Source organism: Streptomyces sp. NPDC029159, from assembly GCF_055564055.1.
Genome location: NZ_JBVHWT010000005.1, coordinates 303307 through 324401 on the forward strand (window position 1 = coordinate 303307; position 21095 = coordinate 324401).

Here is a 21095-nt window from a genome sequence, read left to right on the forward strand (position 1 = left end):
GAGGCGACCGCTCCCTCCCGGCTCCCCTCAGATCCCGCCGTGCTCCTCCCAGAGCCGGACGAGGCCCTCGTCGCCCTTGACCGTCAGGTCCTTCCACGGCGCGCGGTTCCACAGGGTGAGGTAGAGCGCCTCGGCGGGCCCCTCGACACTCAGGTCGGCCGCCGCCGCGTCCTCCCCGGAGGCCCGCACGGTACGCGGCGGCGCCTCGGACAGGTGGACCGTCCACTCCGCATCGGCGGCATCCGTCGCCCGCACCCGCAGGGTCTTCGGCTCCGTGGTGCGCACCCGGCTGCGCTTGCGGCTGTGGAGCCCGGCCAGCATCTCGTCGATGCCGTCCACGGCGAAGGCGCGCGGCAGCGGGGTGAGGGTGGCGCCGAGAGCCTGCTGGGCGTCGGCGCGGTGGATGGCGGTCTCGTGCGCCTGCCGCCGGGCCCAGAAGGCGAGCGGCGACGGGGCGGGCAGGAACGTCCACGCGGTGAGCGCGTCCGGCGCCTCGTGCAGCGCCACCACCAGCCGGTGATGGCCCTCGCGCAGCCACGGCACCAACTCCTCGTCGGTGAGGTCCGGCGCGGCTTCCGGTGCCGACGGCTGCTCCAGACCCTCGGTCACATACCGCGTGGCCCAGCGGTGCACCTGGCCCACGTGGACGACCAGATCGCGCATCCGCCACTCCGGACACGCCGGAATCGGGGCCTCGGGTCCGGCCTCCTCCGCGGCGGCGGCCAGCAGCGCTCCGTCCAGCCGCAGTGCTTCGACGAATTCGGTGATCTCCATGCCCCCGAGTCTGCCAGCCACCACTGACAACGGAACCCGACACCCCCGCTCACCGGCGGTGATCCCACCACTCGGGACCGGCCCCGACGCCCGTTTCGGGCTTCCCCACCAGTTGCCCGTTTTCCCGATCCATATCCGTATGTATGGCGCAGAGGTCTGCGGAGTGACCGGCCCTCCGGTGGCGGCGCGTTGACGTGTTTGGAGGGGCACGGCGAGGGGCGGCGGGGGGCCGTGCGCCTCGAATCCGGCACGGGGGACCCACCGTTTTTGTTCCGACACGATACAAAGCCAGAATGGAGGCGTGACCCAGACTCGGACAACCAGGCTGGAGCGGGGCCGTGCCTCCCTCGGACCTGCATTGGAGCTCGTACACACCGGACGCGCCCCCACCCGCGCGGTCCTCACCTCGGAACTCGGCGTGACCCGCGCGACCGCCGGAGCCGTCGCCGCGGAGCTGGAAGCCCTCGGCCTGATCATCGTCGACTCCCGGCCGACCGCCTCCGCCGGTTCCCAAGGAAGGCCGTCGCACCGCCTGTTCATCAACGAGCGCGGCCCGGTGGTGCTCGCCGCGCAGATCCACGCCGACGGCTTCCGCGTCGCACTGGTGGGACTCGGCGGGCGCATCGTGGCCACCACCACGGGAAGCGGCATCATCCCCGCCGACCCGGCCCATGTCCTCGCCGAGGCGGTCGGCGCGGGCGCCGGGCTGCTGCGGGAGACCGGCCGCCGCTGCCTGGGGGCGGGTCTCGCCGTGCCGTCCGCCGTCGCCGAGCCGGACGGCGAGGCGCTGAACCCGCTCCACCTCGCCTGGCCCGCCGGCGCCCCCGTACGGGAAATCTTCCGGCGTGCGCTCGCCGACGCCGCGATCCCGGGCGTCACCGAGACGATCGGGACCAGCGGCAACGACGTCAACCTCATGGCCCTCGCCGAACACCGGCACGGCGCCGGACGGGGCGCCCGGGATCTGCTCTGCGTCGCCTCCGGGCACCGGGGCGTCGGCGGTGCCCTGGTCATCGACGGCCGCCTGCACAGCGGAAGTTCGGGGCTCGCCCTGGAGGTGGGCCACCTCACGGTGCACCCCGAGGGCGCCCCCTGCCACTGCGGCAGCCGGGGCTGTCTGGACGTCGAGACCGACCCGCTGTCCTTCCTGAACGCGGCCGGACGCCCCCCGGGCCCCGAGGGCTCCCTGCTCCATCAGGCCGCCGACCTGCTGCGCACCGCGTACGACGATCCGGCCGTACGCGCCGCCGCCGACCTTCTCATCGACCGCCTCGGACTGGGCCTGGCCGGGCTGGTGAACATCCTCAACCCGGACCGCATCATCCTCGGTGGACTGCACCGCACCCTTCTGGAGACCGACCCGGAACGGCTCCGTGCCGTCGTCGCCGACCGCAGCCTGTGGGGCCGCAGCGGCGGCGTACCGATCCTGCCCTGCGGCCTCGACCACAACAGCCTCGTCGGCGCGGCGGAACTCGCCTGGCAGCCGGTGCTGGACGACCCGCTGGTCGTACAGGAGGGCCATCGGGCGTAGGCGGATCTGGCGCTTCCGCCATCCTGTACGGAGTGTTACCAGAGAAGTTCGTAGAAACCGCCGCCATTCGTCATGCGGGCAGGTGGGAGAGTCGGGGGCCTGCCAATCACCCCCTCCGGAAGGTCGGTTGGCGGCGATCGGCCGACGGCGTTGTCAGTGGTCCCGGTTACGTTGTGTGACATGAAGAAGGAGAAGGTGAAGCGGGCGGCCGCAGCGAGTCGGCCGCGCAGGTCGGGTCGGCCGGGCTGCTTGCCCCGGTCGACCGGAGCAGGGGCGCGCCCGTAGGCTGCCGCCATGATTGCCGAAGCCGTGGCCCGCAGCCCTTACGTCAGCCTCGTCACGTACCGGCGCAGTGGCGCCCCGGTGGCGACCCCGGTCTGGTCCGTCGCCCAAGGGGACGAACTGCTGGTGTGGACGCGCAGCGACAGCGGAAAGGTCAAACGGCTGCGCCGCGACACCCGGGTGACGGTCACCCCGTGCGACGTACGGGGCAATCTCACCGAGGGCGCGGTCACCCTCGAAGGCACCGCCCGCCTCATGGAGGAACCCCAGGGCCTGGCCCGGGTGCGACGCGCGATGGCAGGCAAGTACGGACTGCGCTTCCGCATCCTCGACACCGGCGGCGCCCTGCTCCGCCGGGGCAAGCGACCCCATGTGGGCATCGCCGTCACCTTCCCCCGCTGACCCCGCGGGGCGCCCCGCCGCCGACCGCGTTCCGCGTCCCTGCCCGGTCGCCCGCCGGACGGTGCCCAGCCGTCGGCGGTCCGGCGCCCGCCGCCCTCCGGCGGCCATACGGCGGCGAACGCGCGGGCCCGATTCACGGTCAGCACCCGCGTCACCAGCTCCGGACCCAACACCTCCGCCGGCCGGGGACGTTGGCGGCGCAGCAGACGAGGCATACCGGGCCCGCCGTTCACCGCCCGGGCGGCGGCCCTGGTGGTGTCGCCGCCCAGCAGGAGCTGTGTGCCGTGCCCCGCGTCGGCAAGCGACCGGAGTGCGTCGGGCAGCCGCCAATCGGTGGCGTGGGGCGTCAGCGAGGGCCCGTCGAACGCCAGGAGCGGGCCCGTACGCGCGCATCGCACACGCTCAGGTCCTCGGGCGCGATGTCGCCCCGCACCGTACGGATGGCGGCGCGGCCCGCTGCCTGGTTCGCCGGCTCCGTCACCACAGCCGCCCTTCGCCGAGCGCACCGATATCCGGCGCGGAGAGGCGCAACACCTGGTAGCGGTCACCGGCGTCGTCGGGTGCCTCGCCCGCCCAGAGGGTGAAGTGCACGGCCTCCCAGTTCGCGGGGGAGTACGCCATCGCCGTCGTGTGCACCCGGTGTCCGCGCCAACCGCTCGTGTCCTGCTGCCGCCTTGGCGAACGCCGTGCCCGGGTCGGCGTCCTCGGGCAGTCCGGCACTCCGTACCGAGTAGGCGCGCGGCACGGTGTCCACCGCGGGTCCTGCCCGGCGGAAGAGCCCCTGCCAGTGCCGGATCGGCGGCTGCCCGAAGTCGCGGATCACGCCGGGATCCGTCGCCGGCCAGGAAGCGGTTCATGGCCCGGGGGCCCGTCCAGAGGTAGGTAGAACGGCGCATACGCGTTCACCGGCGAGCCGTCGCCCCGCACGCGCATCCCATACGCCTGGAGGCCGAGCCCGGCGAAGTCGTCCAGCAGATGTCCCCGGGTGCGCACGTAGTTCCGGATGATCTCCATGTCGTAGTCGGTGGGAAGGATGCGGGTGTACTGCATGGCGTAAGTGACGGGCTCCCGGGGCGAGGCGAGGGGCGGTGTCAGCGGACGGACCGGAGCCCGGCGGCGCCGGTCGGGGAAGTCGCTTTCCGGCCTCCGAGGAGCGGCCCTCTCGGGCCGGAAACACTCAGCCGACCCCTGCGCCCCGTATCCGGGTGCGTGGGTCGGCTGCCGTCCAGGTGTGTTCGAGTGGCGCACCGGTCCAGGGAGGTGGAGTCGGTACCCGCTCCTGGGGTGCGAGGGTGAGTGCCGGCAGCGTGAACCACACGACCTTTCCGGCGCCGTCCGGGCGTACCCCCCAGCTCTCGCTGAGCGCCGCGATGAGGGCCAGACCGCGCCCGCAGGTCTCCCAGGTGCCGGCGGCCCGCAGCTGTGGGAGGCGTGGATCGTGATCGTGCACGGAGACCGTCAACTGATCTATCAGGACGCAGAGTTGGACGGTGCACTGCTTGCTGGTGCGGGCGTGCCGGTGCACATTCGCGAGGAGTTCGGTGAGGCCGAGCGTGGCCGGGTCCACCAGGGGATCGAGGCGCCAGTACCGCAGTTGGGCCGAGATGATGCGGCGCACCTGTCCGATGCGGGCCGGGAGGGCCTGGAGTTCCACCGTGCAGTGTCTGCTGGGCTGCCTGATCACGACGCGACTCCCTGACGAGGCCGGGCGTCCCGCAGGGCGGGGCGAAGACCGAAACCGGCAACGCCCGCCGCGCACCGCGGCGTCATTGCCGGTGAACCCTCAGTGATACAGGTCCAGGGTCGGCCCGGAGCGATGCTCCCGCAACCGCAGCCCGGCCGCGCCGCCGCCATCCGTACGCACCCCGCGCGCGGAATGCGCTGCGCGCCCCTTCCGAGGTGGTATCCGCGCCCCCTGTGTGCCGCCGCCGGCCGTCCCCCGAACGGCGCAGCGGCTGGATACGGGCCCGGGCTTCCCCCGGGCACGCGGGGTGTGGACGGCCCGGCCGGTGGCGGAGCCGTGACGGAAGAGCCGGTCGCCCGCGGTGTTCAGGTCCGCGGGGTGTGGGCCGCCTGTACCGCGTCGAGGAAGCGGTCGGGGGCGCCCAAGGTCAGGGAGTAACGATTGCCGTTCAGGCGGGCCAGGGCCCGGTCGCGGGCGGCGAACAGGGGCTTGTGCACCTGAACCGCCCGGAGTGGTGCACTGTCGATCTCCTTGCCGTAACTCGTCAGCAACGCGAGCCTGCCGTCCCGGATCACGACCTGCCCGGCCCGGGTCAGGGACCGCAGTGATCGCTCGATGTGCACACCCGTCGCATTGAACTCTGGCTCGGCCATGCCCGCCACCTCCTCGCCATGGGCAGGTGCCCCTCACCGCCCCCTATGGGGGCAGTGTGCACGGCCTTCGCGCCGGGCACCAGTGCCTCCGGGGCCGGTCCGCGCGAACACCTGTCGTCCAGGCTCTCCTTGGGGCCTCCCAAAGGGGTGTTTATGCAGGTGAGAAGCGTGCGCGAGGTGGTTATAGTCGAATTCGGCCCGCCGCTTCGTACGGGCTCACAACCCTTGAGGAGCGCTCCGGTGAGCACCGCACAGCAGCCGCACACCCCGCACCGCGCCGGCGCCGACGGCGCACCGCAGGCAGCCGTCCACGCCCCGACGCCGACCGTCGACGTCGACCACACCGATCCGGACTACCGCAGCTGGCTGAAGGAGGCCGTCCGCAAGGTCCAGGCGGACGCCAACCGCACCGCCGACACCCACCTGCTGCGCTTCCCGCTCCCCGAGGAGTGGGGCATCGACCTCTACCTCAAGGACGAGTCGACGCACCCCACCGGCAGCCTCAAGCACCGCCTCGCCCGTTCCCTCTTCCTCTACGGGCTGTGCAACGGCTGGGTCCGCCCCGGCAAGCCCGTCATCGAGGCATCCAGCGGCTCCACCGCCGTCTCCGAGGCGTACTTCGCCTCACTGATCGGGGTCCCGTTCATCGCGGTGATGCCGGCGACCACCAGCCGCGAGAAGACCCGGCTGATCGAATTCCACGGCGGCACCTGCCACCTCGTACAGGATCCGCGCACCGTCTACGAGGTCTCCGCGCAGCTCGCGGCGGAGTCCGGCGGCCACTACATGGATCAGTTCACCTACGCCGAACGGGCGACGGACTGGCGCGGCAACAACAACATCGCCGAATCGATCTACGAGCAGTTGCGCCTGGAGCGGTACCCCGAACCGGCCTGGATCGTCGCGACCGCGGGCACCGGCGGCACCTCCGCCACCATCGCCCGCTACGTCCACTACATGCAGTACGACACCCTTATCTGCGTCCCCGACCCGGAGAACTCCTGTTTCTTCGACGGCTGGCTCACCGGCGACGCCTCGGCGCACTGCACGACCCCCTCCCGGATCGAGGGCGTCGGCCGCCCCCGGATGGAACCGAGCTTCGTGCCCGGCGCGATCGACCGGATGATGAAGGTCCCCGACGCCGCGAGCATGGCCGCCGTACGCGCCCTGGAGACGGCCATCGGCCGCAAGGCGGGCGGCTCGACCGGCACCGGTCTGTGGAGCGCCCTGAGGATCGTCGCCGAGATGCACGCCGCCGGACGGACCGGCTCCGTCGTCACCCTGCTGTGCGACCCGGGCGACCGCTACCTCGACAAGTACTACTCGGACGACTGGCTGGCCGCCCAGGGCCTGGACATCGCGCCGTACGCCCGCACGATCGACACCTTCCTGAGCACGGGCGTCTGGCCCGACTGAGCACGGGCGGCCGCCGCCCCGGGCGGTCAGCTGCCACTGTTCGCCCGGGCGAGCCGTCGGTCGAGCGTCCGGGCCGACACCCGGAAGGCCCGGCCCAGGCCCGGCCGTGCCAGCAGCAGGGCGAGACGCAGCGGCCCCGGACCGTCGGCGGCGAACGTCCACCGCAGCCGGGTGCCGTCGCCGTCCGGGGTGAGCTGCCAATCCTCCAGCAGGGCCCGGAGGCCCGGGGCGTTGGTGCGGTCCACGCGGTAGGCGTACCGCGCCTCCGGCTGCGCCGCCAGTACCGTCTCCAGGAAGCGGGTGCCGCCCGTCAGCCGTACGTCCCGGCCCGCGCCACCGTCCGCCGGTACGGCCGCCGCGACCCCGGTGAACCAGCACGCCCACCCTCCGATGTCCTCCGTAAGCGCCGCATACACCGCCGAGGGCGGCGCACCGAGCCGGGCGGAGAAGACCAGCCGCAGCGGCGCGGACCGGGCGAAGTCCAGTTCTACGGGGCGGAGCCGACGCATGGAGCAACTCCCAACGGGTGGAGCGGTGCGACAGCGCGGACACCATGGGCCGCCCGCGAAGCCCCGGCCCTCGGTGGACCGGCGTCGCGGATCCTAGAGGCCCCGACCACAGATGTCTGCGGTGCCACGGCCCCGGAAAGCCGCACCTTCGTCCGTGCCGGACGCACGGCTCGGCTCCGCCTCCCGGCGAGACGTCAACTGATCGGCAAATAGTGCCAGTTGGCGTTCGTCGCTCTGCGGCAGGTGCCTGGGCGCCGGCCCGTCACTCCTCTCCCTCGGCGTCCTGCCACGGCTCGCCCGCGACCACCAGTTCCGGCGGCAGCTCCGCGAACCGCTCCCGCGCCTCAGGGGTGAGGCCGGCATCGGTCACCACCACGTCGACCTGCTCCAACGCCGCGAACGAACTCAGCGCCACCGTGCCCCACTTGGTGTGGTCGGCGACCACCACGACCCGCCGCGCCGAGCGCATGAAGTGGCGGTTGGTCTCCGCCTCCGCGAGGTTCGGCGTGGACAGCCCCGCCTCCACCGATATGCCGTGCACCCCGAGGAAGAGCAGATCGAAGTGGAGGGAGCGGATCGCGGCATCGGCGACCGGCCCGACCAGGGTGTCCGACGGGGTGCGCACCCCGCCCGTCAGCACCACCGTCGCCGCACCGGCACGGGGGCCCGCGCCGCCGCTCGCCGTCGCCCGCTGCGCGGTGTAGAAGACATCGGCGACCCGCACGGAATTGGTCACCACCGTCAGATCCGGCACGTCCACCAGCTGCTGGGCCAGCGCATAGGCGGTGGTGCCGCCGGCCAGTGCGATGGCGCTGCCCGGGGCGACCATCTGCGCCGCCGCCAGTGCGATGTCCTCCTTGGCGCTCAGCTCCAGCGCCGACTTCGCCTCGAAACCCGGCTCGTGCGCACTGGGCTCGCCGACCGGAACCGCGCCGCCGTGCACCTTCTCCAACATGCCCTGCCGGGCCAGCGCGTCCAGATCGCGGCGGACCGTCATGTCCGAGACGCTGAGTCTGCGGGTGAGTTCATTGACCCGCGCACCACCGCGCCGCCTGACCTCTTCGAGGATCAGGGCCCGCCGCTGCTCGGCCAGCAGATTCTGGTTGTCACTCACCCCGGCCCGTCCCTTCCGCCCAGCTCACCGGCGCGTCACCTGCGCTCCGCCGCCCGTCCCGATCGTTTGGCTCATCCTCGCACGAGCCACCGACAACGCGGTCGGACGCGCGCGCCGCCCGCCTTGAGCGGGGCGGCGGAGCAACGGCCGCAGGTGCCGCACACGCGTCCGGCCCGTTCAGTACAGCCGGATGTGCCGCAGCCCCGTCCACGTCCGGCGGAGCCCGCCCCGCACCGGGCCGTCGGTGTTCGGGGTGAGGGTCAGGCCCGCCGAGGCGGCGACCTGGTCGGCGACCTGCGGCACCGTGATCCGGTCGGTCCGGACGTGCTCGGCGAACTCCGGCCCCCGCAGCCGCTCCAGGCACAGATCGAGCTTCCGCACCGCGAAGCTCTCCCGCAGCAGCTGCCTCTCCTTACCGGTGACGAAGCGCAGAACCTGCCCCGCGCCCCGCTCCCGTAGACGCCGCAGCACCGTCTCGCGCTCCGCCAGCAGCGCGAAATGCCGTACGTCGTGGCCGCGCTCCCGCAACCGGCCCACCGTCTCGTCGAAGTACGCCGGTTCGACGACGGTCATCGGAACGATCACCGGGCCGGGATGGCGGGAGAGCACCAGGTCGAGGACCTCGTACACCCCCTGCCGCCAGGCCCGGAAGTCCTGGAAGTCGCCGCGGACGGCCGGCGGGGTCATCCGGTGCAGGCCGAACCCCACCTCCTCCGGATCACAGACCACGCTGCCGGGCAACCGCCGCCGGATCTCGAACGCCGTTTGTGTTTTGCCGCCCCCGAAAGGGCCGTTGAGCCACAGAAGCATGAGCCGACCTTAGAAGGTGGCCCGCCGAGGCGCTGCCCGCGAACGGGTGGAGCGGGCCGTTCCGCGGAGCGGCGGGGAGGCGTGACGGGCGCGGGCGGCAGCCGGTCGGGAGGTGCGGAATCGGGCCTCCCTGGGGCCACGGGGGTATTTATCGGGCGAAGAGCACTCTTTCGGGAGGGGAGTGCAACTCCGCGGCGGGGAAAGGTGATCCTTGTGTGAGGACCTGGCGCCGCCGGCGCCGCTCGGACTACGGGGGACACAGTGGAGACCGCGGACACGACACCGCACGCGCAACCGCCACGCCCACACGACACCACGGACACCACCGCCGACCGACCACCGCAACTCGCCCTGGAGCTGCTGGTGCACGGCGTCGGCGGCACCACACCACAGGACATGCTCGGCGAGCCCCGCACCACCCTGATCACCGGCGACGACACCGCGGCCTGCTACCGCCGCAGCGAGGACGCCGACGCGGAGCAGCGCCCCGAGGACTACCGCGACACCCCGGTGCGTGAGGCGTACTGCTGGTCCAACCTCACCTCCGGGAACGGCGCCCGCGCCCTCTGGCTCGTCCTGCTGCCCTTCATGGTCGCCAACCTCGCCCACTGGATGCGCCCCGCGGGCCCGCCCCGCCACCCCGCCCACCGCGTCTACGACATCCTCGTCCGCGCCCTCGCCCTCAGCCTCACCGTCCTGCTGACGGCCGCCGCCTGCGAGATCGCCCTCGACCTCACCGCCTGGCAGTGCGCCGGGACGGCCTCCTGCGTCGCCGGCAGGTCCTGGATGGGGTTCGTCAACCCGTCCCAGGGCGGCTGGTGGAGCCTGCCCGGCCGCCGGCTGGTCCTCGCCGCCGCCCTGCCGCTCCTCGTCATCGCCCTGCTGACCTGGCTCTCCCACCGCACCTGGAGCGCCTACGAGTCGGCGTCGCCGCCGCCCCGCCGCCCCGGCACCTCCCGCAACACCCCGCCCGACGAGCGCACCGCCCTCAGCCTCGACGGCTTCTGGTACGGCCGCCGCGTGGTGGCCCGGCTGCGCACCGCCCACACCACCGCGGGCGTGCTGACCGTCGCCGCCGCCGTGCTCTGCGCCGTCCGCACCACCGATGCCCGGAGCGGCGCCGGATCCGCGCTCACCGTCACCGGTGACGTCCTCGCCGTCCTGCTCGCGGTGCTCGCTGCGACCACCCTCGCCGTCATCGGACGCACCGCCCGCAGCGAGGCGGTGCCCGACGACGACCGGGACCGCGCCGTCGTCCGCGCCCTGCCCTACACCGCCCTCGGCGCCTTCGCCCTGACCGCCGTATACGCCGCATGGCAGCGCCCCATGACCACCACCGCGGGCGCGCTGCCCGGCGTCGCCGGCTTCGGGATCCTCACCGTCCTCCAAGGAGCCCTGGTCCTCGCGCTGGTGCTCACCGCCCGGGTCCTGCACCGCGCCTCCCGCGGCGACGCCCGTGCCGCGCTGAACGGCATGGGCGGCCCCGCCGTCGCCCTGCTCGCCTGCGCGGTCGGCGGTGTGCTGTCCGGGGGAGCGGCCCAGCGGTTCGCCGACTGGATCGACGGTGACGCCACCCCGGGCGAGCCCGGAGCGGCCATGGCCGGGCCGCCGGTGCTGCTCTCCTGGCAGGCGTCGGTCATCCCCGTCCTGCTGCTGGTCGTGGTCGCCGTCGTGCTCCTCGCCGGGCTGCGGGTGCGTACCGTCAGCCGCCGCGTCGCCGCCGACGTCCCCGGTCTCTACGGCGACCGGGAGAAGCCCGACGCCTGGCTCACCGGGAAGATCGCCGGGACCATCGCCCGCGCCGGACTCACCGACTCCGCGCCGGTCCTGGTCGCCGCCACCGCCGCCGTCACCCTCCTGCTCGGCGCCGGTGCCGTTCTCGGCGCCTGGTGCACCGGCCGCGCGCCCGGCCCCGCCACCGAAGGCGCGCCGCCCGCCGTGCACGCCGCCGCCGAGACCGCGTCCGCCCTCGGCTCCTGGCTGATGGGCGCCGGGGTCCTGCTCCTGCTCGCCACCGGACGGCGGGCCTACCGGGACCGCTCCGCCCGCCGCACCATCGGCATCCTCTGGGACGTCGGCACCTTCTGGCCGCGCGCCGCCCACCCCTTCGCGCCCCCCTGCTACGCCGAGCGCGCCGTCCCCGACCTCACCTGGCGGATGGCCACCTGGACCGAGCGGTTCGACGGACGGCTGGTGATCTCGGGCCACTCCCAGGGCAGCGTGCTCGCCGCGGCGGCCGTCTGGCAGCTCGACCTCGTCACCCGCAGCCGCGTCGCCCTGCTCACCTACGGATCCCCGCTGGAGCGCCTCTACGGCCGCTGGTTTCCCGCGTTCTTCGGCCCGGCGTTCCTGACCGGGCTCCACCGCGAGATGGACGACTGGCGCAACCTCTGGCGCTTCACCGACCCCATCGGCGGCCCGATCCGCCTCACCACCGAGGAGGGGCGACGCGTCGACGAGGGACCGTTGCACGACCCGCTCACCCTGGGCCGCTCCCTCCAGCACCCGCTGCCCGCCCAGATCCTCGGCCACGGCGACTACCAGGCCGATCCCGCCTTCGACCGGGCCCGCGGGGAACTCCTCGCCCGCCTCGGCACGGCCCTGCCGGGACAGCGCACCACGACGAAGCCAGCCTCCGGAGCACCGGAGACGGGCGGCAATCCGCATACAGCTCAGGAAAGTTCGGGAAGGTCCTCGGGGTAGAGCAGGGCCAGGTCGTCGGTGCTCGGGTCGGTGAGCTGCGCGACCCGGCCCGCGTGCCGCTCGACCATCGCCTCGAACGTCTGCCGCGCCGTACGGCCGTTGCCGAACGACGGGCCCTTCGGGAGCGCCGTGAAGTACTTCAGCAGCGCCTCGTCGGCCCCCTCGCCCAGCCGGTACTCGTGCTCCTCGCCCTGCTGCTCGACGATCCGCAGCAGCTCCTCCGCGCCGTAGTCGCCGAAGGTGATGGTCCGCGAGAAGCGGGACGCCACACCGGGGTTGACGGCGAGGAAGCGCGCCATCTCGGCGGTGTAGCCGGCGACGATCACCACCACGGCGTCCCGGTGGTCCTCCATCAGCTTCACCAGCGTGTCGATGGCCTCCCGGCCGAAGTCCCGCCCGGAGTCCTCGGGGGAGAGGGCGTACGCCTCGTCGATGAACAGCACCCCGCCGCGCGCCCGGTCGAACGCCTCCTGGGTGCGGATCGCGGTCGAGCCTATGTGCTCACCCACCAGATCCACCCGCGACACCTCGACCAGATGCCCGCGCTCCAGCACCCCCAAGGAGGCCAGGATCTCGCCGTACAGCCGGGCGACGGTCGTCTTGCCCGTGCCGGGGGAGCCGGTGAACACCAGATGGCGGCGGGCGGACGCGGCCTTCAGGCCCGCCTGCTGGCGCCGGCGCCCCACCTCGATCATGTTGATCAGGCTGCGGACCTCCCGCTTCACGCTCTCCAGCCCCACCAGGGTGTCGAGTTCGCCGAGCACCTCGTCCGACGGCCGCCGCGGTGCCTCGGGCTCCGCCTCCGCGGGCGCTGCCTCCGGGCGCGCGGCGGCCTGCGCCGGCACCCCGCCCAGCAGCCCGGTGGTCTGCGTCGCCTGCTGCACCGCCGGCGCCGCCCCGGTGGACGGCGCGGGCGCCGCGGTCCGGCTCTCGTCGCTGGTGCAGTCCGTGACGGTCGGGCCGCCGGTGCCGTCGCCGGACGCCCCGTCGGCGAACTCGTAGCCACCGCGGGCACACCGCTCCGTACGGCAGCGGGTCAGCGTCGTGCGGCAGCCGTCGATGATGTGGAAGCCGAAGCCGGAGCTGCCGGTCACCCGGCAGTTCTGGAAGGTGCCGCGGCCCTCGGCGGAGACGTAGAAGCCGGCCTCGGTGGGCGAGCCGACCGTGCAGCCCTCGACGGTGGGATCGGCGCCCTTGGTGACGATGACGCCGGTCTGCGCACCCTCGATGACGCAGTTGGCGAGGGTGCCGCCGCTGCCGTGGTCGCGGAACCACGCACCCGTCGCCGCCTCCCGGATCCGGCAGTCGTCCAGCTGCACCGTCGCTCCGTCGCTGACCGACACCGCGGTGTTGCGCACCTGCGACAGATCGCAGTCGACGACATCGGCGCGCGAGCCGCGGTCGAGGACGAACAGCGCGTCGGGCACGTCGTGCACCCGGGTGGCGTCCAGCACCGCCGTCGCGCCGTCGCTCACCCACACCGCGGGATAGTCGCCCGTGCTGTCGTGGATCTCGCACTGGTTGGCGTCCACGCGGGTGCCCGGGTCCCACACCGACAGGCCGTTGCGTCCGAAGTGCCGCACCGTGGAACGGGTCAGGGTGAGGACCGAGCGGGAGCGGAGATCGACGGCGTTCTCCGGGATGTCGTGGATGTCGCAGTCGGCGAGGGTGAGTACCGCATCGGTGTCGAGGGTGACGCCGTCGGCCGAGGTGCGGTGGACGGTGCAGTCCGTCAGATGCCCGGTCGCGCGCGAGGCGACCTGCACGCCGGTGCCCTTGATCTCGTAGATCTCGCAGCCCACCGCCTCCAGGGCGCTGCCCTCGCCGTGCAGCCACAGACCGGCGCCGGAGGCGTGGTGGATCCGGCAGCTCTCCAGCCGCGGATGGGCGCCGCCGCGGACCGCGACCCCGGCCTGCCCCGCGGCCACCACCTCGCACTCCTCGAAGACGCCGCCCGCGCCGTCCAGCACGCTGATGCCGACGCCCCCGGCGTTGTCGACCGTGCACCGCCGTACCGTCGGCCGCGCCCCGCCGCGTATCTCGACGCCGGCCGCGGAGCGGGTCACCACCCGCAGGCCCACCAGCTCCGGTGCGCAGTCCTCCACCAGGACGGCGGGCGACGCCGAATCCGTCGCCTCCAGGTGGAGATCGTGGACGATCGCGGACGCGCGTATCGTCAGTGCGACGCCGTCGGCCGGGACGATCCGCACCGAGCCGCGCGCCCCGTCCGGGCCGCGCAGCGTCACCGCGCGCTGCAACACCAGATTCTCGCGGTACGTCCCCGCCGGCACGGTCAGCACATCACCGTCCCCCGCGGCCTCCAGCGCTGCGGAGAGCGAGCTGTACTCGCCCGTGCGGCGTCGCCAGCGGGATGTTCCGGAGTGCGTCACCTGGACCGAGCCCTGTGCCATGGTGCTGTCGTGCCCCCACCTCGTGTGGCTTTTGACGGCCCGGCAGGTTCCGTCCGCTGATGTCCGCATACGGCTGCCCGGGCCCCAGCCGAGTGGCTGGCTGCACCACCGTAGCGCGCCCGGCGGGCGGTAGTTGACGAGGTCGGACAGCCTCGGCCGGACGCGGGGACGCACGGACGCACGGGCCCGGCGCAGACGTCCGCGGCGTGCGCCGCGGGGCTCCGGAACGGGTCAGTTCCCGGCGTCCGCGCGGCCCCAGGTCTGCCCCGCGCGCGCCCACGCCTCGTCCCAGCGGCGGTAGCGGCGCACCATCAGCTGCCGCACGGCCAGCCGGCGGGCACCCTCGACCAGCCCGCCGACACAGGCGGCGACGCCGAGGCCGGCCAGCGTCGCATGGGTGGCGGCGGTGGACTCGTCCATCGGGCGGGGGATGACCATGCCGCGGTCGTCGGTCCAGATCCGGAAGCGGTCACCGGGCTCGACGGGGCGCGGCGCGCCGATCCGGCCGGTACGGGGGCTGCCGTCCCACGCCGTCCACCGGGCGATGACCCGCAGATGGGAGTCTTGCCGTGAGGACGTCTCCGGGTCCGGGTCCATCGGGGCACGGGTGGCGAGACGGTCGACGGTGGCCCACACCAGATGGCGGTGGGCGGCCTGGGAGCGCACCGCCGCCAGCAGCCTGTCGTGCACCGCGACGCCCGTCCGCACCCCCGCCCACGGCGCTCCCAGGGCGATCAGCAGCACGGCGAGCACGGTCAGCAAGGACTCGACATGGTCGGTACGGCGGCGCAGCGGATTGCACCACCGCGCGCGCAGACCGGGTTTCACTGGCTTCACCGGGCCCCCTCTCCGACTCCTTGAATACCCCATCCGACGCCGCTCGTGCGCGGCTTCGGCACACCACGACCGGCGTTCCGGCTCATCCCCGCGGCCCCGCCGGGCGCCGGTGGCCGTGCGGCGCGCGGGCGCGCACCGCACCACGGCCTCCGTTCCGGAGCGCCCCGCGGCGGCCGTACGGCCTGCGTCGGCGCCCGGTCCGGGGGCTCAGCCGAGTATCTCGAAGGGGTCGCCGACGCGGATGGTGCCGGTGTTCCGCGGGATGAGGTTCTGGCCGAAGACCGGGCGTTCGGAGATGCGGTGGTGGCGTGCCAGGGTGCGCAGCGGTTCCTTGCCGCGCTCGGCGGTGCGCTGGTCGGTGGTGGTGACGACGCACCGGCTGCTGGGCTTGGCGACGTCGAAGACCACGGCGCCGATCCGCACGCTGCGCCAGGAGTCCTCGGCCCACGGGGAGGTGCCGTCGACGACCGCGTTGGGACGGAAGCGGTCCATCGGCAGCGGGCCCTCGTCGGCGTGGTCGCCCTGGGCTATGAGGGAGTTGAGGGCGTCCAGGGACGCGGTGGTGGTGAGCAGCAGCGGATAGCCGTCGGCGAAGGAGACGGTGTCGCCCGGACGGGAGTGCTGCGGATCGATGGGCCGCCGCTCGCCGGGCGCGTCGAGGTGCACCAGCTGCACCGGCGTCTCCAGATATCGGCTGAACCACGCCGCCGCGGCGGAGCCCGCCGGTACCGCCTCGACCTCGTCCCGCCAGATCCCGACCGTGATCGTCCGGCCGGGCTCCGGCACCTCGACGGTCAGCGGCTCCATCCCGGGCGCGGTGAGCCGCACGCCGCCGTCCGGCAGACCCTCGGCGGCGGCCAGCGCCAGCTTCGGGTGCGGCCGCTGGGTCACCAGCCGGCGCTCGGCGTCGACCAGCATCCAGCGCCGGTCCCCGGCGAGGCCCCACGGCTCGACGACCGCTTCGGCGGGACCGGCCCCCGCAAGAGACTTGACCGGGTACAGATGAATGTCACGCAGTACTGGCTCGGGCATGTCCCCATCCTGCCAGCCACCACCGACAGTCGACCCGGGAGGCCGGTCCCGCACCCCCGCTCCGGGTCAGTAGCCCCGGGGCTGGTAGGAGCGGCCGTACGGGTCGTCGTACGGCGCCGGGCCGCGCTGCGGTGCCGGAGCGACGGGGGCGGCCGGGCGCATCGCCTCGTAGCCGGTGCCCATGGGCGGGCGCGGCGGCTGCGGGGCGGCCGGGTGGCTGCGGGTGACCGGCTGCTGCGGGATGTACGGCGCAGGCGTGTGCTGGAGCGGGGCGACCGGTGCCGCGGCACCGGGGTAGCCCGCTCCGGGCGACGGATGCGACGGGGCGGCGGGCAGTGCCGCCGGGAGCGCCGGGAGGTACGACGAGCCGGTGTCGTACGGCGCCGGGTTGACCCGGATCGGGGCGATCTGCGGCGTCCCGCGTTCGGCGACGAGACTGTCGTAGATGGGGGTGTCCGGGAAGGACGGCGAAGCGTAGTAGCCGCCGCCGTAGGTAGAGCGGGGGGAGGTCATACCTCTTAAGTTAAGCCCACGATGTGCCGATTGGGGAGCCTGGAATGCGGGTTGTTTCGCGGGGCGGTGGTGACCTCCTGCCCGTAATGGTGGCTAAATGGTGAAAATCGGGCGAGATCACCCGTAGAAAATGCGTAAAGACCTCGCTTCTCGCAAGTGAACAGGGGACGTTCACACCCCGTTCCGGCCAAGTAGGTTGGGTGCAGGCGTGACTGACGGGGCGACTGGCGGGACGGAAGGGTTCCGTGAGGCCGGTGGGGTGCGGGAAGCGAGAAGGGTGCCGAGATGGCGATGCTCAAGGGCGGGAACGTTCCGGTGGCGGCGGGGGCCGTGCGGGTCGAGCTGGGGTGGCGGGCCGCACCGGGGGTGCCGGGTGTCGACGCCTCCGCCCTTCTCCTGGTCTCCGGACGGGTGCGCGACGACGGCGACTTCGTCTTCTACAACCAGCCGGTCCACGCCTCGGGCGCCGTCCGGTACGAGGGCGGGAACAGCTCCGGTGACGCACGGACCGACACCCTCGCCGTCGACCTCGCGGCCGTCGACGGCGAAGTGGACACCGTGGTGCTCGCGGCCTCCGCCGACGGCGGCACCTTCGGGCAGGTGCCCGGCCTGCACATCCGGGTGCTGGATGCGGCGGGCGGCGCCGAACTGGCCCGTTTCGACAGCGCCGACGCCACCTCCGAGACCGCCTTCGTCCTCGGTGAGCTCTACCGCCGCCAGGGCGGATGGAAGTTCCGCGCGGTGGGCCAGGGGTACGCCACCGGCCTCGCGGGCCTCGCCACCGACTTCGGGATCAGCGTCGAGGCGGAGCCGTCGGAGCCGGTCGCCCCGGCGTCCCCTCCGGCACCCGCGAGCCCTGCACCGGGCGGCGCGTACCCGGGAGCGGCGCCCGCGGGCCCGCCCCCGCCTCCTGTGACCCCCGCCCCCGTCAGCCTCACCAAGGTCACGCTGACGAAGGAGGCGCCGTCCGTCTCGCTCACCAAGCAGGGCGGCACCGGCGGGGCGATGCGGGTGAATCTCAACTGGACCGGCGCCGGGGCCGCCAAGCGGTTCGGCAAGAAGCTCGGGCGCAAGGCCATGGAGGCGCTCGGGGCGCGCGGCGGGCTGCTGCCGCCCGGCGGCGACCTCGATCTCGATCTGTGCGCCCTCTACGAACTCACCGACGGCAGCGCCGGGGTGGTCCACCCGCTCGGCAACAGCTTCGGCGCGCTGCACGCCCCGCCCTACATCCAGCTCGACGGCGACGACCGCACCGGCGCCGTCGCGACCGGCGAGAACCTCACCATCAACCTCGACCACCAGAGCCGCATCCGCCGCATCCTGCTCTTCGTCACCGTCTACGCCGGTGCCCGCAGCTTCCAGGGGCTGACCGCGTCCGTCACCCTTCAGCCGCAGCACGGCGCGCCCGTCGAGTTCACCCTCGACGCCTGCACGGTGCCCTCGACGGTCTGCGCCCTCGCTCTGATCACTAACACCGGCGGCGAACTCGTCGTCCACCGCGAGGCCCGCTACCTCGTCCCGGAGCCCGGCGTCAGCCCGCAGCGCACCGTCGATCAGGCATACGGCTGGGGCCTGAAATGGTCGCCCGCCAAGAAGTGACCGGCGGCGCGGCCCTCACGGCACGCCGTACGTCCGGCCCTTCCACGCCGCCCCGCGGCCCCGGTGGTGCCGCAGTGCCGAGTCCACCGTCATCAGCAGGTACAGCAGCGCGGTGAACGGCAGCAGCGGCGCCGTCCACCACGGCTGGCGGTAGTACCGCACCATCGGCAGGAACGTCCCGCACATCACCGCCCACGCCGCGCCGCCGCACCCTGCCGCCACGGCGCTGCCCGCCACCGCCCCTGCCAGCAGCACGGCGGGCGGCGCCAGGTACACCAGCGCGAGCCCCAGCACCGTTCCGAGCAGCAGCAGCGGTTGGTGGCGCAGCTGGGCGTAGGCGCTGCGGGCGACCATCTGCCACAGCTCGGCCAGCCGCGGGTACGGCCGCACGCTGTCCACCCGCTCCGCCAGCCCCAGCCAGATCCGCCCGCCGGACGCCTTGACCGCCCGGGCCAGCGTCACATCGTCGATCACCGCGCCCCGGATCGACTCCGGCACGCCCGCCCGTTCGGCGGCGTCCGCACGGAGCAGCACACAGCCGCCGGCCGCCGCCGCGGTCCGGGCGCCCGGCCGGTTCACCCACCGGAACGGGTAGAGCTGCGCGAAGAAGTACACGAACGCCGGGACGATCAGCCGCTCCCAGAACGTGGCCACCCGCAACCGGGCCATCTGCGACACCAGATCCAGCCGCGCCGACCGCGCCGCCGCCACCAACTCCCGCAGGCTGTCCGGCTCATGGGCGATGTCGGCGTCCGTCAGCAGCAGATACTCCGCATCCGTCCGCTCCCGCGCCCGCGCGATCCCGTGGCGTACCGCCCAGAGCTTGCCGGTCCAGCCGGGCTCCACCGCGCCGGGGGAGACGACGGTCAGGGGCAGCCCGCCCCGCTCGGCGGCGAGCGCGCGGGCCAGGGCGCCGGTGCCGTCCGTGCTGCCGTCGTCGACGAGGAAGATCTCGGCCCGGCCCGGATATTTCTGCGCCAGCAGCGACGGCAGGCTCACCGGCAGCACCCCGGCCTCGTCCCGGGCGGGTACCACCATGGCCACCGACGGCCACCGTTCCGGCTCCGTACGGGCGGGCAGCCGGATGTCCGTACGCCAGAAGAAGCCCTGCCCCAGCAGCAGCCACACCCACGCCGCCAGCGACCCGGCACCGATCCACTCCATCGCTCCCACGGGCCGCAGTCTGCCGCACGGCGGGCGTGGCGGCGGGGTGTTCCCGGCGCCCGGCGGGGCGGCGGCGCGCCCGTCCGGAGCGCCCGGCCCGGTATGACAAGTCGGGCGGCCGGCGAGTAAGGTGCCCGGGTGAAGATCGCGCTGATGGACTCCGGTACCGGCCTGCTTCCCGCGGCCGCCGCGGTGCGCCGGCTCCGGCCGGACGCCGATCTCGTCCTCTCCACCGACCCCGACGGCATGCCCTGGGGTCCGCGTACCCCCGACGACATCGTGGCGCACGCGCTGGCCTGCGCCCGCGCCGCCGCCGCGCACCGTCCGGACGCGCTGATCGTCGCCTGCAACACCGCCTCCGTGAGCGCCCTCCCCGCGCTCCGCGCCGAGCTGGAGCCCGGCATCCCGGTCATCGGCACCGTCCCGGCGGTCAAGCCCGCCGCGGCCTCCGGCGGCCCGGTCGCCATCTGGGCGACCCCGGCCACCACCGGCAGCCCGTACCAGCGCGGGCTGATCGAGCAGTTCGCCGCGGGCGTGGACGTCACCGCCGTGCCCTGCCCCGGTCTCGCCGACGCCGTCGAGGCGGCCGACGAGCGGGCCATCGCCGCCGCGGTCGCGGCTGCCGCCGCCCGCACCCCGCGCGGCGTCCGCGCCGTCGTCCTCGGCTGCACCCACTACGAGCTGGTCGCCGACGCCATCCGCGAGGCCCTCCAGCAGCCCGGCGCGCCCGCCCTCGCGCTGTACGGCTCGGCCGACGCGGTCGCCGCCCAGGCGCTGCGGCGGATCGGCGCCGGGCCCGCGCCGGACGCCGCGCCGACCGGCGCCCTGCACATGATCGAGAGCGGCCGACCCGGCGTGCTGCCGTCCCTCGCCCTGACGTACGCCGAGGGCCGGCTGCTGGCCCCCGGCGCCGCCGCGCCGGCCGGACGCCGCTGACCGCACCGGAGTACGCGGCCGTGCGCGGGGACCCGCTGACGTGGCGGGCGACACGCTGCCCGCGGGCGGGAAGGCGCGTACGCTGCGTGGCATGAGGGACCACCCCCACGACGGGGCAGCCGCCCCCGACGCGCACCCCCACCCCTCCGGCTCCGGCGACGACGCCCACCTCTCCGGCGCGCACGCGCAGATCCCCGAGGTGTGGCACGGCAGCGCCACCAACCGCATCCAGTGGCTGCTGGCCGCGATCGGCGTGGCCTGCCTGGCGCTCGGTGTGCAGCTGGCCGTCGACAGCCGGTGGACCTCTTCGATGATTCCGCTGGTCATGGCGGTGGTCGGCTGCGTAGCGGCAGGTCTGCTGGTCCTCTTCGGCACGCTCGCCTTCGTCCATGTCGACGTCCAGGTCGACCGGGAGTCCATGGAGGTGCGCTGCGGGCACATCGGGGTGCCGCGGCGCCGGATCCCGCTCTCCGGGGTCGTCGGCGTCGAGACGGCTCCCTGGGTCACACCGCGCCACTGGGGCGGCTGGGGCTACCGCTGGCGTCCCGAGCAGGGCACGGCCATCGTGGTCCGGCGCGGCGAGGCGGTGGTCCTCACCCTCCGCGACGGCCGGACCTTCACGGTCACCGTCGACGACGCCGAGGGCGCGGCCCGCTGCATCCGCAGCCGCATCCCGGCCCCCACGGCCACCCCGTAGGGGAGCACCCCGTTCCTCTACAGTGCAG

At 73.9% G+C, this 21095-nt stretch carries 20 protein-coding genes and 1 pseudogene; 7 read left to right on the forward strand and 14 right to left on the reverse strand.

Annotated features, from left to right (window positions below; genetic code table 11):
* Window positions 1–27 precede the first annotated feature (27 nt).
* Window positions 28–774, reverse strand: a complete 747-nt coding sequence (locus ACZ4U4_RS13625; protein ID WP_467872772.1) for a maleylpyruvate isomerase family mycothiol-dependent enzyme — start codon at window positions 772–774, stop codon at window positions 28–30.
* Window positions 775–1075: 301 nt separating this feature from the next.
* Between ACZ4U4_RS13625 and ACZ4U4_RS13630 the strand changes: the two genes are divergently transcribed.
* The gene (locus tag ACZ4U4_RS13630) at window positions 1076–2305 is read left to right on the forward strand and encodes an ROK family protein (protein ID WP_467872775.1); all 1230 of its coding nucleotides are present in this window, start codon (window positions 1076–1078) and stop codon (window positions 2303–2305) included.
* A 294-nt stretch (window positions 2306–2599) separates the two neighbouring features.
* Complete coding sequence (locus tag ACZ4U4_RS13635) at window positions 2600–2989, forward strand: PPOX class F420-dependent oxidoreductase (protein ID WP_467872777.1); 390 nt, start codon at window positions 2600–2602, stop codon at window positions 2987–2989.
* Between the two features lie 104 nt (window positions 2990–3093).
* On the opposite strand, the pseudogene ACZ4U4_RS13640 reads toward ACZ4U4_RS13635, so the two are convergent.
* The 5 genes and pseudogenes from ACZ4U4_RS13640 to ACZ4U4_RS13660 form a co-directional block, all read right to left on the reverse strand.
* Window positions 3094–3459 (reverse strand): annotated as a pseudogene (locus ACZ4U4_RS13640) (phosphotriesterase family protein); the annotation flags it as partial.
* A 7-nt stretch (window positions 3460–3466) separates the two neighbouring features.
* Complete coding sequence (locus ACZ4U4_RS13645; protein ID WP_467872779.1) at window positions 3467–3709, reverse strand: DUF4865 family protein; 243 nt, start codon at window positions 3707–3709, stop codon at window positions 3467–3469.
* Between the two features lie 99 nt (window positions 3710–3808).
* Window positions 3809–4039: a DUF4865 family protein gene (locus ACZ4U4_RS13650; protein ID WP_467872782.1), complete on the reverse strand. Its 231-nt coding sequence runs from the start codon at window positions 4037–4039 to the stop codon at window positions 3809–3811.
* 127 nt (window positions 4040–4166) lie between these two features.
* Window positions 4167–4673, reverse strand: a complete 507-nt coding sequence (locus ACZ4U4_RS13655) for an ATP-binding protein (RefSeq protein ID WP_467872784.1) — start codon at window positions 4671–4673, stop codon at window positions 4167–4169.
* Window positions 4674–5038: 365 nt separating this feature from the next.
* Entirely contained in the window at window positions 5039–5326 is a 288-nt protein-coding gene (locus tag ACZ4U4_RS13660) for a hypothetical protein (protein WP_030278956.1), read from the reverse strand.
* Between the two features lie 240 nt (window positions 5327–5566).
* Here ACZ4U4_RS13660 and ACZ4U4_RS13665 point away from each other — a divergent pair, with 240 nt between their 5' ends.
* Window positions 5567–6742, forward strand: coding sequence for a PLP-dependent cysteine synthase family protein (locus tag ACZ4U4_RS13665; RefSeq protein WP_467872787.1), 1176 nt, complete (start codon window positions 5567–5569; stop codon window positions 6740–6742).
* A 26-nt stretch (window positions 6743–6768) separates the two neighbouring features.
* Here ACZ4U4_RS13665 and ACZ4U4_RS13670 read toward each other — a convergent pair whose 3' ends face one another.
* The 3 genes from ACZ4U4_RS13670 to ACZ4U4_RS13680 all read right to left on the reverse strand — a co-directional run bounded on the left by ACZ4U4_RS13670 (window position 6769) and on the right by ACZ4U4_RS13680 (window position 9175).
* Entirely contained in the window at window positions 6769–7251 is a 483-nt protein-coding gene (locus ACZ4U4_RS13670; RefSeq protein ID WP_467872790.1) for an SRPBCC family protein, read from the reverse strand.
* A gap of 262 nt (window positions 7252–7513) precedes the next feature.
* Complete coding sequence (locus tag ACZ4U4_RS13675) at window positions 7514–8365, reverse strand: DeoR/GlpR family DNA-binding transcription regulator (protein WP_467872792.1); 852 nt, start codon at window positions 8363–8365, stop codon at window positions 7514–7516.
* Between the two features lie 177 nt (window positions 8366–8542).
* On the reverse strand, window positions 8543–9175 hold the full coding sequence (locus tag ACZ4U4_RS13680; RefSeq protein ID WP_467872795.1) for an AAA family ATPase: 633 nt from the start codon (window positions 9173–9175) through the stop codon (window positions 8543–8545).
* 261 nt (window positions 9176–9436) lie between these two features.
* On the opposite strand from ACZ4U4_RS13680, the gene ACZ4U4_RS13685 reads away from it, so the two are divergent.
* Window positions 9437–11878, forward strand: a complete 2442-nt coding sequence (locus ACZ4U4_RS13685; RefSeq protein WP_467872798.1) for a hypothetical protein — start codon at window positions 9437–9439, stop codon at window positions 11876–11878.
* Here the strand turns inward: ACZ4U4_RS13685 and ACZ4U4_RS13690 are convergent.
* The 4 genes from ACZ4U4_RS13690 to ACZ4U4_RS13705 all read right to left on the reverse strand — a co-directional run bounded on the left by ACZ4U4_RS13690 (window position 11848) and on the right by ACZ4U4_RS13705 (window position 16671).
* Entirely contained in the window at window positions 11848–14289 is a 2442-nt protein-coding gene (locus tag ACZ4U4_RS13690) for a right-handed parallel beta-helix repeat-containing protein (RefSeq protein ID WP_467872801.1), read from the reverse strand. The genes ACZ4U4_RS13685 and ACZ4U4_RS13690 overlap by 31 nt on opposite strands.
* Before the next feature lie 231 nt (window positions 14290–14520).
* Window positions 14521–15126 carry an Rv1733c family protein gene (locus ACZ4U4_RS13695; RefSeq protein ID WP_467872804.1) on the reverse strand — a complete coding sequence of 202 codons (606 nt, stop codon included), beginning with the start codon at window positions 15124–15126 and terminating at the stop codon, window positions 14521–14523.
* 207 nt (window positions 15127–15333) lie between these two features.
* Complete coding sequence (locus tag ACZ4U4_RS13700) at window positions 15334–16158, reverse strand: MOSC domain-containing protein (RefSeq protein WP_467872806.1); 825 nt, start codon at window positions 16156–16158, stop codon at window positions 15334–15336.
* A gap of 66 nt (window positions 16159–16224) precedes the next feature.
* On the reverse strand, window positions 16225–16671 hold the full coding sequence (locus tag ACZ4U4_RS13705; RefSeq protein ID WP_467872809.1) for a DUF6643 family protein: 447 nt from the start codon (window positions 16669–16671) through the stop codon (window positions 16225–16227).
* A gap of 285 nt (window positions 16672–16956) precedes the next feature.
* On the opposite strand from ACZ4U4_RS13705, the gene ACZ4U4_RS13710 reads away from it, so the two are divergent.
* Complete coding sequence (locus tag ACZ4U4_RS13710; protein ID WP_467872812.1) at window positions 16957–18270, forward strand: TerD family protein; 1314 nt, start codon at window positions 16957–16959, stop codon at window positions 18268–18270.
* Between the two features lie 15 nt (window positions 18271–18285).
* Here the strand turns inward: ACZ4U4_RS13710 and ACZ4U4_RS13715 are convergent, their stop codons facing one another.
* Window positions 18286–19434, reverse strand: coding sequence for a glycosyltransferase (locus ACZ4U4_RS13715; RefSeq protein ID WP_467873130.1), 1149 nt, complete (start codon window positions 19432–19434; stop codon window positions 18286–18288).
* Between the two features lie 138 nt (window positions 19435–19572).
* Here ACZ4U4_RS13715 and ACZ4U4_RS13720 point away from each other — a divergent pair, with 138 nt between their 5' ends.
* A complete protein-coding gene (locus ACZ4U4_RS13720; protein ID WP_467872814.1) occupies window positions 19573–20370 on the forward strand; it encodes a glutamate racemase in 798 nt (265 codons plus the stop codon).
* A gap of 91 nt (window positions 20371–20461) precedes the next feature.
* Window positions 20462–21067, forward strand: a complete 606-nt coding sequence (locus tag ACZ4U4_RS13725; RefSeq protein ID WP_467872817.1) for a hypothetical protein — start codon at window positions 20462–20464, stop codon at window positions 21065–21067.
* Window positions 21068–21095: the final 28 nt, after the last annotated feature.